Below are 14,308 nucleotides of genomic sequence, written 5' to 3' on the forward strand. Positions count from 1 at the left end.
GATCTGTATATATGCTGATGTTTGAGCAAGCTCAGAATATCAGCCCGGTGTTATTTTGTTAACAATATTTAATTGGCTTTTATGTTTAATAGCCAATGTTATATATTTAGGGTTTTATCCCCTGCAAAGATATGAATAAACGGTGGGCCGTAAGGCAAAAAGCGGATCATGATGAAGTAAAAAGCCTTGCTGAGGCCTTAAACATCAATCCCGTTTTAAGCCATTTGCTGTTGAGTCGTGGTATTCATAATTATGATGAAGCCCGCTATTTTTTCCGTCCGGATATACGTCATCTGCATGATCCCTTCCTGATGGCCGGTATGGAACAGGCTGTTGAACGTATTGAACTGGCCATTGCTGGTAACGAAAAGATACTGATATACGGTGATTATGATGTAGACGGTACCACAGCCGTATCATTAGTATATGGCTTTTTTAAAGAGCGTTATGATAACCTGGAGTATTATATTCCCGACCGTTATACCGAAGGCTACGGTATATCCACCCAGGGCATTGATTATGCCGCTGCCAATGGTTTCTCGTTAATTATAGCGCTGGATTGCGGTATCAAATCTATTGATAAGGTTGATTACGCCAACACGCTGAATATTGATTTTATTATTTGCGACCACCACACCTGTGGCGATACCATACCTGCGGCCGTTGCCGTGCTTGACCCGAAACGCCCGGATTGCGGATATCCATATAAGGAGCTTTCGGGCTGTGGCGTTGGCTTTAAGCTGTTGCAGGCTTATGCCGAGAAAAATGACATTCCGTTTGAGGAGATATTTCGTTTTGTTGACCTGGTAGCTATCAGCATTGCCTGCGATATTGTGCAGATAACCGGCGAGAACCGTGTGCTGGCTTACTTTGGCCTGCAAAAACTCAATAACGAGCCATGCACGGGTATAAAGATATTAATGGAAGTAGCAGGTCGGTCAGCCAATTACTCCATCGCCGATATTGTATTTACGCTTGGCCCGCGCATTAACGCCGCAGGCAGGATAGATGATGCTAAGCATGCCGTGCAATTGCTGATAGCGTGCGATGAGGCAGATGCCCGCGAAAAGGGCGCGCTCATCAATATTAAGAATACCGAACGCAAGGGGCACGACCTGCAAATAACCGACGAAGCCTTAAGCATGATTGGTGCAAGCGAAGCCATGATCAACCGCAAATCAACCGTGGTATTTAACGAGAGCTGGCACAAAGGGGTGATCGGTATCGTGGCCTCACGCCTCACCGAAAAATATTACCGCCCGACCGTAGTGCTCACCCGCTCAAACGGGCATGTGGCAGGCTCGGCACGCTCTGTTTTGGGCTATGATCTGTATGAGGCCCTATGCGGTTGCAGCGACTTATTATTGCAATTCGGCGGGCACAAATACGCCGCAGGCCTCACCATGAAGCCCGAAAATGTGGAAGCGTTTGTCGAGAAGTTTGAAGAGGTGGTAAGTGCATCTATTACTGCCGAGCAATTGATCCAGCAGATAGAAATTGATGCGGAGCTCGAACTGAAGGATATTGACGGTAAGTTCTTCAGGGTACTGAACCAATTCGCTCCGTTTGGGCCGGGTAATATGTCGCCTGTATTCCTTTCAAAAAACGTATATGTAAATGGAACGCCCGGCCTGGTGGGTAGCAATCATATCAAAATGAGCATTAGTCAGCCCGGGTCGGCGTGGTTTGATTGTATTGCCTTTAACCACGGCGAATGCCTGCACCAGATTCGACCCGGTGTGCCCTTTGATGTATGCTACAGTATCGAAGAAAACGTATGGCGCGACAAGCGTTCGCTGCAATTAAATATCAAGGGTATAAGGTGTTATTAGTTTAATTCACCCTGTCATCGCTATCGCCCGACATCCCTCTCTACGTTAGCGTAGAGAGGGATTTTCTATTTAATCCCCCTCTCTGTTTACAGAGAGGGGGCAGGGGGTGAGTAAAACAAACCACCAACCTCCATGTTAACGAATAAACCTTTTAAATCAACACAACATGAAATGGCTTGGCAGGCGCGAAAGTAGTAATACCGAACAAGGCAGCGGCGGTGGTCGTGGTTTGGCATTGGGTGGGGGCGTGGTAGGCATTATTGCCGCCGCTATCTACTTCTTTACCGGGATTGATCCATCAGCAATACTGGGTGGTACCCAGCAGCAGCAAGGGGAACAAACCAATACCCAGCCCGGCATTGATCCGAACAACCAGCAGCAAAAGTTTGTAAGTGTTGTACTTGCCGATACCGAAGATATATGGGGGAAACTGTTTAAGGAGATGGGCAAAACATACGAGGAGCCTACCCTTCACTTTTTTGAAGGCGGTGTGCAAACCGAGGGCTGCGGCTTTGCCCAATCGGCTACAGGGCCGTTTTATTGCCCCGGCGACCGTAAAGTATATATCGACGTTACTTTTTTTGATGAACTGGAGCAACGCTTTGCTGCTGCCGGAAATTTTGCCCGTGCCTACGTAGTAGCGCACGAGGTTGGGCACCACGTACAGCAACTGCTGGGTACAAGTGCCAAACTGGAGCGTGCCCGTGGTAACGTAAGCGAAGCAGAATACAACAAGCTATCGGTAGCGCTGGAACTGCAGGCCGACTTTTACGCAGGTGTATTTGCCCATTACGAAGAAAGCACCAAGAACGTTTTAGAACCCGGCGATATTGACGAAGCCCTGAACGCCGCCAACCAAATTGGCGACGACCGCCTGCAAAAAGAAAGCACCGGCCGCGTAGAACCCGACAGCTTTACCCACGGCACCAGCGCCCAACGCCAACACTGGTTTAAAAAAGGCTACGAAACAGGTGATGTTAAGCAAGGCGATACTTTTGCGGAGATGGGATTATAGGATGATTTTTACATCCGTAAGGTCAATTGTTTCAGGTAAAAATATATTATCTGAATATATAAATACCTCTGTTCCCTTACTTGATTTCGCAGCACTATAATTAAGTGAATATTCAAAAGTTTGATGCTTGGAATAAAGTTGCTTTATTTCCAGTGCGTTATCATAGGATACAATCCACTTGTGTCTATCAAGTGATGTAATCATCTTACTTACTTCCTCGTGATCGCTGTGTTTATAGTAGTTGACATATAATTCTTTACCTTTTAAATAATATGGAGGGTCAAAGTAGAATAATGAATTTATAGGTAGTGTTTTCTTTAACTGCGGAATTAGATTACAAGCATCTAAATTATATAGATTTATTCTGTCAGAATACTTTGCAATTCTTTGTATTCTCTTAATTAAATTGTCTTTATTATATCGGGCATCAATCTTATAGTTGCCAATTTGATCTATGCCACCAATAACACCACCTTTGATTATACCCGATCTATTTGTTCTGTTTAAAAAAAAAGTTGAAAATCCTAAATCATCAATATTTGCGATATTTTTTTCTTTTTGGATTTCTTTTTGAAGTTTCCAGGTTTCAATATTAACTACAGTATCCTTTATTTTTTTACAAAGACTTTCGGTGTCATTTAACACACTATGCCAAAAAGCATAAATGGATTTGTCATAATCATTTATGACAATATTTGATGCATATTCGTCTATCAGTAAAGTTAATGCAACGGATGCTCCGCCTGCATAAGGTTCAATATACCATCCATCCATTAAAAGATTTTTTTTAAAAATCTCTTTGATAAAATCAGATACTTTTGCTTTACCTCCAGGGTATCTTAACGGGGAATAAAAGTCTGTCATACTAATTCCCAAATTTTCTCAATAAATACTTGAATAACATCCCAGCTCCTTTTTAAATGTTGTTCATTTGGTGAATAATGTCGGTTATGTACGTATGCATTGAATGTATCTATGGCTAAAATATCATGGGCATCATTTATTGAAACTCTAATACCCTTGAGCTCATGGTCTGTCAATAAGTTTCTGGCTTCTAAATAATCCGCTACTTTTTCAATTTTTTCCTTTAATGGCGTAAGTTTTTTCACTCCTTTAATAGCCCCTTGTTTACTTGCAATAAAAGCATCGATACTTAGTTCGATAAATACACGGAAAATAACAGCAGTGGAATTGACGAAATCTGCTACGTTTAAATCTTTTAATTCGTGATAAATAGTATTGACTCTCTGGTCGGTAATTTTTATTATACAGTTTTTAGGTATCAAATATTTCCGATCTGAAGTAGGGGGAAGGCTTCTTATACTTTTTGGAGTATTAATTGGAGCAGTTTTATCATCTATTTTTAATGTAGAAGATATTAATTGCCAAGGGGATTTGGATTTATTTGTTTTGTCAGGTAGCTCTGTTTTCTGAAAACCTTCAATGTAGTTTTTTCGATCATTCTTTGTTCTTATTGCATTAACAGTATAATCCTTATATAAAAAATCTGAAGCTATTTTTGATAAGCCTTTAACCAATTCGGGTTCTTGTAAGTCAGAGCTTAATATTTTATTTGTGTATTTTATACCTAAAACATCCCTAACATCCGGGTCTGTTAGAAGACGCTCGACATTTGTATATGTTAGGTTTGATAGATCTTCTTTTAATTTATGGTCTGTAAAATTGGAACGTTGTAAAAATTCGATGGCTTGTAATGCAATCGGATTATGTCCTTTAATCTTTTTACTGAATCGTGCCTGTTGAGTTGTATCCCAAGCTACAGTTCCAACACCACCGTTTTCTCCTGTATGTTTAAGTTCTATCCATTTGTCCGCATCTGCGGGGTTCTCAAATACTAAACAGTCAATGTTTGAAATGGGTTTTTTTGCAAAATTTTCAACATGCGGCTTTAGTTTTTTTAAGAAGCTCACACTCTTGGCGTCCACTATATCGGGGGAGTTTAAAATTTTCAAAATACTAACTCTTCTATTACCCTCTAAGACAGTGAATCTTTTTTTGTCTTCTTTGTTAGGCGTTACATATATTGGATCACCTGGGTTTAGACCGGCATCTAAAATATCTTTTGCTAGTTTTATTAATTTTTCAGGCTGGTCATCAACCATTAATTGTATTGCATCCCTTTGGTTGGTAACCATTTCGAAACGGGGATTTTCAATGCTAACAATTAGGTTAGTAAGTTTGATAGCTTGTCTTTGAGCGTCTGGCATTGTTTAAATAAGATAAGGTTTACTCAAAGGTATTAATTTGTTTAAAAAAAACTAATTTTATAAACTTGATGAAACTCAATTCATTTGCTGTTCTCTATTAATATGAAACAACTCCACCTCTACATAATCCTTTCTTTATTCCTCCTCACCACCTCTTGCTCCCCCAAAAAAGGACCTTACGCTGTAACCAACAAGGTGTATAACGAGCAGGCCGAAGCCTTTGCGCAAACGTTGCTGCAAACCGAGCCGGTGGTTTTGACGGATAGCCTGGGACGTAAGCTGGTCAGCGAGTGGGTGGGTACGGTAAATTTTAATCTGCGCAAGCCTAACTATGTGGTAATCCACTATACCGCGCAGGATTCGGCGGCGCAAACGCTTAAAACATTTACCATCACCAAAACGCAGGTGAGCGCGCATTACGTCATCGGCGGTGATGGGCGCATATACCACATGCTTAACGATTACCTGCGCGCCTGGCATGGCGGTTCGGGCAAGTGGGGCAACGGTACTGATGTTAACAGCTCATCCATTGGTATTGAGCTGGACAACAACGGCAAGTCGCCCTTTAACGATGCGCAGATCAACAGCCTTGTTATTTTGTTAGCGCATCTTAAAAAATCATATAATATCCCAACGGCCAATTTTATCGGGCACCAGGACCTGGCGCCTACCCGCAAAGTTGATCCCGGTAAATACTTCCCCTGGAAAAAGCTGGCCGAAAAAGGCTTTGGCTACTGGAGCAACGATGTGCTTGAACTGGCTCCCGAAGGGTTTGACGTAGCTACCGCCTTACGATTGATCGGTTACGATACCAGCAACCTCAACGCTGCCATATCAGCCTTTAAAAACCACTTTATTCAGGCCGATAGCTCACCGGTACTATCACAACTCGACCTGAATGTGCTGTACAATGTTTACCAAAAATATTGATCTACAAAGGCGTTGGTACCGGTACTGAAGATCCACGCGGATAAAATCCTTCATCCATCAGCATAAGTTTGCCTTTTGAAAAGTAGTAGAATTTGGTAGTGGTATCTTTTATGTTGTACGGAACATCCTTATAAACTGTGCGGTAGGTAGACATTTCAACGACCAAACTACGAGGGTGTTCCTTTATAAACTGCTCTTCGGGCATACCTACAGTAACAGGTTTTAATACGGTGCAGCCTATAACAAATAATGTTAAAGAGGCTATTATAAGTGCTTTCTTCATTGTGATATGTTTTGCAGTTATGATGAAAAAAGCAAACATAGGTTTAACCAACTCCGGATAACAATACTGATACACGCTGATTGCCAGCCACAAAAAAAGCGGACTATGTTTTAATAGCCCGCTTGGTATCCTGATAAAAAGGTTTTATTTCTTTACCCAGCCGTCCTTCAAGGTAACGGTACGGTTAAACACCAGCTTGTCAGGTGTTGAGTATTGGTCGAGGGTAAAATATCCTTTGCGGATAAACTGGTAACCTTTGCCCGGTACGGCTGTAGCCAGGTCTTCCTCAATAAAGCCGGTTATCACTTTAAGGCTGTCCGGGTTAATGTATTCCTTAAAGTCGCCATCCTCGTTTGATGGGTCTTCCACCCGGAAAAGGCGGTCGTACAGCCTGATCTCGGCAGTTTTAGCATGTGGTATGCTCACCCAGTGTATGGTGCCTTTTACGTTAACACCGCTGGTATCACTGCCCGATTTTGATTCGGGGATGTAGGTACAATGTATCTCGGTAATGTTGCCTTCAGCATCCTTAACCACACTTTGGCCGGTAACAATGTAGGCATTCTTTAGCCTCACGCTCAGGCCAACACCCAGGCGGAAGAATTTTTTAGGCGGAACTTCCATAAAGTCCTCACGCTCTATCCATATTTCACGGCTGAATGGTATATCTCTGCCGCCTTCGCCGCCTTCAACTTCAGGATTATTTTCGCCATGCAGCGTTTCTGTTTGCCCTTCAGGGTAGTTGGTGATCACCAGTTTTACGGGGTCAAGCACGGCCATACGGCGCCATGCGGTTTTATTCAGATCCTCGCGGATACAGAATTCCAGCAGCGCAACATCAATCATATTTTCGCGCTTGGCTACGCCAATGCGCTCGCAAAACTCACGGATGCTGGCTGGGGTATAACCACGGCGGCGTAAACCGCTGATGGTTGGCATACGCGGATCGTTCCAGTCCTCAACATAACCCTCGTTAACCAGTTGCAGCAGCTTGCGCTTGCTCATCACTGTATAGTTAAGGTTAAGGCGGGCAAACTCATACTGGCGCGATGGGAAAAGCTCCAGTTGCTCAATAAACCACTCATACAACGGGCGGTGTGGTATAAACTCCAGCGTACAAATAGAGTGGGTGATCTCCTCAATAGCATCCGACTGGCCGTGGGCAAAATCATACATCGGGTAAATGCACCATTTATCGCCCGTACGGTGATGTTTGGCATGCTTTATACGGTACATGATCGGGTCGCGCAGGTGCATGTTGGGCGATGCCAGATCAACCTTGGCACGCAATACTTTTGCGCCATCCGGATATTTACCGGCTTTCATGTCCTCAAACAACTGTACGTTCTCCTCAATGCGGCGGCTGCGGTATTGGTTAGGCGTACCCGGTTCGGTTGGCGTGCCTTTTTGGGCGGCTATCTCTTCGGGTGTGCTATCATCAACATAAGCTAAACCCTGGCGCACCAGGTTAAGTGCGAAGGCATACAGCAGGTCAAAATAGTCGGACGCGTATAGCTCATTGGCCCATTCAAAGCCCAGCCAGCGTACGTCTTCCTTAATGCTTTCTACATATTCGGTATCCTCGGTAACCGGGTTGGTATCGTCAAAACGCAGGTTGGTTTTGCCGCCGTATTTTTGGGCAAGGCCAAAGTTCAGGCAAATTGACTTGGCATGGCCTATATGCAGGTAGCCGTTAGGCTCGGGCGGAAAACGGGTATGTACCCGGCCGCCGTTTTTACCGGCACTTATATCATCTTCAACAATTTCTTCAATAAAGTTCAACGATCTTTCTTCGCTCATGATCAAAAATTAAAAATGCGCATAAATTCATCTAAATGCGCAAAATTTTACAAAGGTATACAAAAAAGCGCCTTGTGTTAGGATGTTTTGTTTGTTTTAACTGTAACAGCATCAATAATCATAATTATGGCGGCAGATTTGTTATTTTGCTTGTTTAAGCCCTAAATTAGCAGCATGCCCCTGCAAAATATACTGGTTGAAATACGTTCGCGTATTTGTTACATCATTATCAATCGCGAAAGCAAACTCAACGCGCTAAATTTCTCTACGCTTGCTGAACTTGGCGAGGCTATAAAACAGGCTTTTTTAAATACTGATGTTGGCGGCATTATAATAACCGGTGCCGGGCCAAAGGCTTTTGTTGCTGGTGCTGATATTGCCGAGTTTGCCCCGCTTGATACCGATGGCGGCCGAAAGATGGCCGAAACAGCCCAGCATAATGTTTTTGATGTAATTGAGCATGGTAATAAACCGGTTATAGCCGCTATAAACGGCTTTGCTTTAGGCGGTGGGCTTGAGCTGGCTATGGCCTGCCACATCCGCTTGGCATCGGCAAATGCTAAATTGGGTTTGCCCGAAGTTACTTTGGGGCTTATACCGGGTTACGGCGGTACGCAGCGTTTAACCCGCCTTGTAGGTAAGGGGCGTGCGCTTGAAATGATATTAACTGCCGATATGATCACGGCGGAGCAAGCTCTGCAGTTTGGTTTGGTGAACCATGTTGTAAAGCCGGATGCCTTGTTGCCAAAGGCCGAAGAGATCATGAATAAGATACTGACCAGGGCGCCACTGGCTGTGGCATCAGCCATTAAGGCGGTAAATGCAGCCATTACTGATGCTGAAAAAGGGTTTGATGTAGAGATAAATGAGTTTGCCGCCTGCTTTGCAACTGATGATACCCGCGAGGGCATAGCGGCTTTTACAGAGAAAAGGAAGCCTGATTTTAAGGGGAAATAACTGTGGTTGCCCCATGGTTAAGTTTTTTTTGTAACCTAATTTAATTTTTTTTAGTATAAGACATAAAATTGCAGATTGTATTTATGTCTTGCATATTTTGCCCTATAAACACTATTTTGCTGTATGAAAAGAATTCTCATCATAGATGATGAAGTGAACGTCGCCTTGTTGTTGTCAAAATTTCTAACACGAAATGGCTTTGATGTAGTTACTGCCTCAAACGGAGCCAGCGGGCTGGAAAGTTTGAAGAACAGTGAATTTAACCTTGTGCTTTGCGATTACAGGTTAGAGGATACCGATGGGCGCGAGATGCTTCGTCATATCAAGACGAATTACCCTAAAACCGGCGTGATCATCATTACCGGTTATTCTGATATAAAAATGGCTGTCGAACTGATCAAGATGGGCGCATATGATTATATCACCAAGCCGCTATACCCGGATGAGATATTAAACACCATTAACAAAGCCATTGAAACGCAATACGCGCTTTTACAGGCTGATGAGGAAGAATTGCCGGTTGCCGCGCCCGAAAAAACTACCTCAGCCAAAAATAATGGTAAAAAGCATTTAATGGGCGGCGAGTTTGTGGTTGGTACCAGCCGCGCCTCAAAAGAACTGGCCCGTCAGATTGACCTGGTGGCCCCAACAGGTTACAGCGTAATTATATTAGGCGAAAGCGGTACCGGTAAAGAAGCTGTTGCCAAGAGCATACACGTGGCCAGTCCGCGTTCAAGCAAACCATTTATTGCGATGGATTGCGGCTCACTTACCAAGGAGCTTGCCGCAAGCGAGTTCTTCGGGCACGAAAAGGGCTCATTTACCGGTGCTTTATACACTAAGATAGGCCACTTTGAAATGGCTAATGGCGGTACCCTGTTTCTGGATGAGGTGGGCAACCTGTCGTACGATATTCAGGCAGCATTGCTGCGCACCGTGCAGGAGCGTAAGGTAAAACGTATTGGTAGCACTAAGGAGATCGATCTGGATGTGCGCATTATCGTAGCTACTAATGAGAACCTGCAGGATGGCATTAACAAAGGCCGTTTCCGTGAGGATCTTTATCACCGTTTTAACGAATTTGCCATTTACATGCCGCCACTGCGTGATCGCGGGCAGGATATTATAGCGCTGGCTGAGCACTTTTTACATATTGCTAACGAGGAGCTGGGCCGTAGCGTAACGGCATTTTCAGAGGAGGTGGTAGAATGTTTTATGAACTATCGCTGGCCGGGTAACATCCGCGAGCTTAAAAATATTGTTCGCCGTGCAACCCTGTTAACCGAGGGCGGCGAAGTTCCTTTAAAGGCGCTTCCGCTTGAGTTATCAAACTATAAAATGCCTGTATTGGAAAGTGTGGGTACCTCATCTGTTTCGGCTACGGTTGCAGCCGCTCCGGTTGAGGTTAAGGAGATAAAGCACGACTTGAAAAATGCCGCGCTTGAGGCCGAGTACGAAACTATTTTGCGTGTATTGCGTGAGGTGAACTTTAACAAAACCCGCGCCGCCGAGATATTGAAGATAGACCGCAAAACGCTTTATAATAAAATGAAAGCCATCAACATGGGTAAATAAAGTATGGCAGATAATACAGGAGAAAAAATTGATATACACCTGTTGAGGCATGATGTTAACAACCAGCTTTCAAACATCAACCTTTGCCTTGAGCAGTTAAAGTACGAGGTAACCGACCAAACCGAGGATTACAGGTTTTACCTCGAAGCCATTGCCATAAGCTGTAAAAAGATACAGGAAATATTGGCAGATAAATAATAACGTTTACGTAATAAGGCAGATTAAAACAATTTGCCTTATTTTATTATTACCGTAGCGTAAGCAAAATTGTTCCATTTACATGTCCATCTTTAGCTATAAGCAGCGTAATAACATTATACTGGTAAGCATTATTGTGCTTGGCTGCTTTTTGCTGTACGCGCTTAGCGGCTTATTTAGCTCCATATTGGGTGCGGTTGTGCTTTTCACCATATTCCGTTCAAGTTATCTATACCTGGTTGAGCGGCGCGGGCTTAACGGCCCTGTGGTTGCGGTAGGCATTATTATAGTATCGCTTATTGTTATCGTTATACCATTTCTGCTGCTGAGCTTTATGGTGATCAACAAGATCGCTGAGCTTAACACCGACTCTTTCCTGCTCGAAAAATGGTTCAAAAAAATAGATGCCTTTACCGGCTCTAATCTTAACAAACCCCACTTTGTTGAGGATGGCATACAAAAGCTGAGCGATTACGCTACAGAGCTGTTTCCATCCATTATAGGTGGTGCCGCCAATATTATTGTCATTCTGTTATTCATGTACTTTATACTGTATTTTATGTTTGTACAGATGAAGAGCTTTGAGGCGGGTTTGCTGCGCTACGCTCCCTTTCGGGAGCAGCATGCGCTAAAGTTTGCGCAAGAGTTGCGTAATTCTACTTACTCCAACGTTTTGGGGCAGGGCGTTATATCTATAGTACAGGGCGCTTTGCTGGCCAATGGCTTTTGGATATTCGGCATACCCGACCCTATATTCTGGGGCGTGATAGGTACTTTTATTTCGTTTTTACCCGTAGTTGGCGCGCCAACGCTTACCATACCAGCCGGGCTGTTATTGATGGCTGACGGCCATGCCATAAAGGGCGTTGTGCTGATAGCGTACGGTGTACTTTTTATTGGTAATGTTGATAATGTTTTGCGTATGGTAATCAATAAGCGCATTGCCAATACGCATCCGCTTATATCGGTAGTAGGGGTATTTATCGGCCTGCCTTTATTTGGCATTTTGGGGCTGGTATTTGGCCCTTTACTGCTATCATACTTTTTATTACTGGTTGAAATTTACCAAACCAACCGCATGGCTGCCGAGCGCCTGGAGCGCATACGCACGGGGCCCGATCTTTAAAAAAAATTCAGGTGCGATAAACTATAAAGGGTAAAAAACGGTTAAATAATTACATATTTAGTCCTGCAAAGGCGCGTATTGACTTTACGGTAAAGTATTTAATTATTTTTTAAAACAAAATCGTCAACTTAAAATTTATAGGATATGAACGACAACACAAAAACAGTAGTTGCCTTGCTGGCAGGAATAGCGGCAGGCGCGGCATTAGGGTTATTATTTGCCCCTGATAAAGGCTCTGAAACCCGTGATAAGCTCAGCGAATCGTTAAAAAACCTTGGTGATTCAATTAAGGATACGGCAGCCGCTGAGATAGATAACCTGGTTGGTTTTAAAGACAAGGTTGTTCAAAACATCAAAACAAAAATTAAAGGTGCCGAAGAAGAATACCAGGACGACCTTGAGCACGCATAAATAAATTTTACAGCCCCGCCGCAAGGCGGGGCTACTAATACTACCCTCTACCTATGGAAGAAAAAAAAGATACTACATCAACACAGCCGATCATTGATCAGTTGAAGGAGTACGCCGAAACGCGTTTCACGCTTGCAAAATACAAGGCCATTGAAAAAGGCTCATCAGTTATTGCCAGCATCATTATTGATTTGATTGTTGTAGTAATTGCGGCAGTAACATTCCTATTCGCGAGCTTTACGCTGGCGTTGTTCCTGGCCGATGTTTTTGCTTCTTACTGGAAGGGTTTCGGCGCGGTGGCTGGTTTGTATCTGCTCATCGTTATTATCATTATAGCGGCAAAAGGCAGCTTTGAAAAACCAATAATTAATGGTTTCATTCGTAAAATCTTCAAATAAAAGCAATGGCAGGCATACCAATTAAAAATATCGACGACCTGAGAAGTGAGATCGCGAGGCTTACAATTGCTGAAGATGTACAATCAACATCATTAAAGCTGCGTTTCAGCAGCCCGTCAGCATTATTCGCCACAGTATTATCCATATTCCCAAAATCGGCCACGCTTGACGGCGTTAAGGGCGCAGGCTTCTTTAAGCAGGATTTTGTTGGCCTTATCTCACGCTTTTTATTACCGTTAACGCTTAACAAAACACTGTTCAGGGGCTCAAACTTCCTGGTAAAAGCTTTAGTAAGCGTGCTATCTCAAAAGGCCTCTACCTATATTAATGAGGATTCTGTTACCGGCGTGTGGGGCAAAGTAAAGGGCCTGTTCAGTAGTATTACCAGTAGCATAGGTAAAAAGAAAAAGCCGGATGTTGTTGTAGAAACGGTAGTTGTTCCGCCTGTGGCAAGCGTGCCGCCTTATACCGAAACTTACTGATAAATACTTTATTGAACCACCGCATTTGCTATTAGCCATGGCGAAAGTTATTTTTGCGCTTTAATTTTTTTAAGTGGGTAAAGATAAGATACGCAGGTTTGCCGAGGTGGCAACCTTTAGCAATGTACTGCAGCTTGATGAAGGCAAGGTAATGCAGGGCCGCTGGGCCAACGATTTTTTTAAGAACAGCAACCCGGTAGTGCTTGAACTGGCCTGCGGTAAAGGTGAATACACCGTAAACCTTGCCCGTATGTTTCCTGAAAAGAATTTTATTGGCATTGATTATAAAGGCAACCGTATTTGGCGCGGGGCTAAAACCGCGTTAGAGGAGGGTGTTAACAACGTAGGCTTTTTACGTATACAAATAGAAACCATACTGGATTACTTTGCGCCGGGCGAGGTAGACGAGATCTGGATTACCTTCCCCGACCCGCAGCCGCAGCTAAGCCGCGAAAAAAAGCGGTTAACATCGCCGCGTTTTCTTGAAAAATATAAGCAGATATTAAAACCGGGCGGCTTTATTAACCTGAAAACGGATAATGATGGTTTACATGCCTACACTGCCGAAAAGATAGCCGACCTGGGCTTAAACCTGCACGTACGTACTGAGGATCTTTACCACTCGGCGTATGCTGATGAGGTGCTATCCATAAAAACTTATTACGAGCGCAAATATTTACAGGATAACAAGAATATCAATTACCTTAAATTCTCATTTTAACCAATAATGGCCGAAGAGAACTTTTTTGACCGGGTATATGAGGTGGTGCGGCAAATACCTGCCGGGCGTGTAACCTCGTATGGCGCTATCGCGCATTTTCTCGGTACAAAGCGTTCGGCCAGGGTGGTGGGTTATGCCATGGGCGCATCAGGGGCGGCGTACCCGCCTGTACCGGCACACCGTGTGGTAAACAGCCAGGGCTTGCTTACCGGTAAATTCCATTTCCCTACGTTTGAGCTTATGGAGCAAATGCTGGCCAGTGAAGGCATTATGGTTGAGGATAACAAGATCCAGAATTTTAAGGAAAAGTTTTGGGACCCATCTGTAGAGCTCTCCTTAGATTGATTTTTAA

Annotated in this window: 16 protein-coding genes; 12 read left to right on the forward strand and 4 right to left on the reverse strand. The window is 43.7% G+C overall.

The genetic code is table 11. The features are described 5' to 3' along the window. Positions 1-131 precede the first annotated feature (131 nt). Both recJ and LJ707_RS05365 read left to right on the forward strand, forming a co-directional pair. The gene (recJ, locus tag LJ707_RS05360; RefSeq protein WP_228949782.1) at positions 132-1,832 is read left to right on the forward strand and encodes a single-stranded-DNA-specific exonuclease RecJ; all 1,701 of its coding nucleotides are present in this window, start codon (positions 132-134) and stop codon (positions 1,830-1,832) included. Positions 1,833-1,998: 166 nt separating this feature from the next. After that, positions 1,999-2,847: a neutral zinc metallopeptidase gene (locus LJ707_RS05365; RefSeq protein ID WP_228949783.1), complete on the forward strand. Its 849-nt coding sequence runs from the start codon at positions 1,999-2,001 to the stop codon at positions 2,845-2,847. Here LJ707_RS05365 and LJ707_RS05370 read toward each other — a convergent pair. After that, complete coding sequence (locus LJ707_RS05370) at positions 2,842-3,711, reverse strand: DNA adenine methylase (RefSeq protein WP_228949784.1); 870 nt, start codon at positions 3,709-3,711, stop codon at positions 2,842-2,844. The genes LJ707_RS05365 and LJ707_RS05370 overlap by 6 nt on opposite strands. Then, positions 3,708-5,075, reverse strand: a complete 1,368-nt coding sequence (locus LJ707_RS05375) for a hypothetical protein (RefSeq protein ID WP_228949785.1) — start codon at positions 5,073-5,075, stop codon at positions 3,708-3,710. Before LJ707_RS05375 ends, LJ707_RS05370 begins: the two co-directional genes overlap by 4 nt. A 102-nt stretch (positions 5,076-5,177) precedes the next feature. Here LJ707_RS05375 and LJ707_RS05380 point away from each other — a divergent pair, with 102 nt between their 5' ends. Beyond that, positions 5,178-6,005, forward strand: a complete 828-nt coding sequence (locus LJ707_RS05380) for an N-acetylmuramoyl-L-alanine amidase (protein WP_228949786.1) — start codon at positions 5,178-5,180, stop codon at positions 6,003-6,005. 1 nt (position 6,006) lies between these two features. Here LJ707_RS05380 and LJ707_RS05385 read toward each other — a convergent pair whose 3' ends face one another. Both LJ707_RS05385 and LJ707_RS05390 read right to left on the reverse strand, forming a co-directional pair. After that, positions 6,007-6,288, reverse strand: coding sequence for a hypothetical protein (locus LJ707_RS05385; RefSeq protein WP_228949787.1), 282 nt, complete (start codon positions 6,286-6,288; stop codon positions 6,007-6,009). 144 nt (positions 6,289-6,432) lie between these two features. Beyond that, entirely contained in the window at positions 6,433-8,088 is a 1,656-nt protein-coding gene (locus LJ707_RS05390) for a glutamine--tRNA ligase/YqeY domain fusion protein (protein ID WP_228949788.1), read from the reverse strand. A 174-nt stretch (positions 8,089-8,262) separates the two neighbouring features. On the opposite strand from LJ707_RS05390, the gene LJ707_RS05395 reads away from it, so the two are divergent. From LJ707_RS05395 to LJ707_RS05435, 9 genes are all read left to right on the forward strand, one after another. Continuing rightward, positions 8,263-9,045 (forward strand): enoyl-CoA hydratase/isomerase family protein, encoded by a 783-nt coding sequence (locus tag LJ707_RS05395; protein WP_228949789.1) that lies wholly within the window; start codon positions 8,263-8,265, stop codon positions 9,043-9,045. Positions 9,046-9,168: 123 nt separating this feature from the next. Then, positions 9,169-10,620, forward strand: a complete 1,452-nt coding sequence (locus LJ707_RS05400) for a sigma-54 dependent transcriptional regulator (protein WP_228949790.1) — start codon at positions 9,169-9,171, stop codon at positions 10,618-10,620. Between the two features lie 3 nt (positions 10,621-10,623). Then, entirely contained in the window at positions 10,624-10,818 is a 195-nt protein-coding gene (locus LJ707_RS05405) for a hypothetical protein (RefSeq protein WP_228949791.1), read from the forward strand. An 82-nt stretch (positions 10,819-10,900) separates the two neighbouring features. Further along, positions 10,901-11,944: an AI-2E family transporter gene (locus tag LJ707_RS05410; protein WP_228949792.1), complete on the forward strand. Its 1,044-nt coding sequence runs from the start codon at positions 10,901-10,903 to the stop codon at positions 11,942-11,944. A gap of 144 nt (positions 11,945-12,088) precedes the next feature. After that, positions 12,089-12,355: a YtxH domain-containing protein gene (locus LJ707_RS05415; protein WP_194100846.1), complete on the forward strand. Its 267-nt coding sequence runs from the start codon at positions 12,089-12,091 to the stop codon at positions 12,353-12,355. Between the two features lie 53 nt (positions 12,356-12,408). Beyond that, entirely contained in the window at positions 12,409-12,753 is a 345-nt protein-coding gene (locus LJ707_RS05420; RefSeq protein WP_228949793.1) for a phage holin family protein, read from the forward strand. A gap of 5 nt (positions 12,754-12,758) precedes the next feature. Continuing rightward, the gene (locus LJ707_RS05425; protein ID WP_228949794.1) at positions 12,759-13,235 is read left to right on the forward strand and encodes a hypothetical protein; all 477 of its coding nucleotides are present in this window, start codon (positions 12,759-12,761) and stop codon (positions 13,233-13,235) included. Positions 13,236-13,308: 73 nt separating this feature from the next. Beyond that, on the forward strand, positions 13,309-13,956 hold the full coding sequence (trmB, locus tag LJ707_RS05430; protein WP_228949795.1) for a tRNA (guanosine(46)-N7)-methyltransferase TrmB: 648 nt from the start codon (positions 13,309-13,311) through the stop codon (positions 13,954-13,956). 6 nt (positions 13,957-13,962) lie between these two features. Then, positions 13,963-14,301, forward strand: a complete 339-nt coding sequence (locus tag LJ707_RS05435) for an MGMT family protein (protein WP_228949796.1) — start codon at positions 13,963-13,965, stop codon at positions 14,299-14,301. The last annotated feature ends 7 nt before the right edge of the window (positions 14,302-14,308 follow it).

The organism is Mucilaginibacter sp. UR6-1 (assembly GCF_020880975.1).
Lineage (GTDB): Bacteria > Bacteroidota > Bacteroidia > Sphingobacteriales > Sphingobacteriaceae > Mucilaginibacter.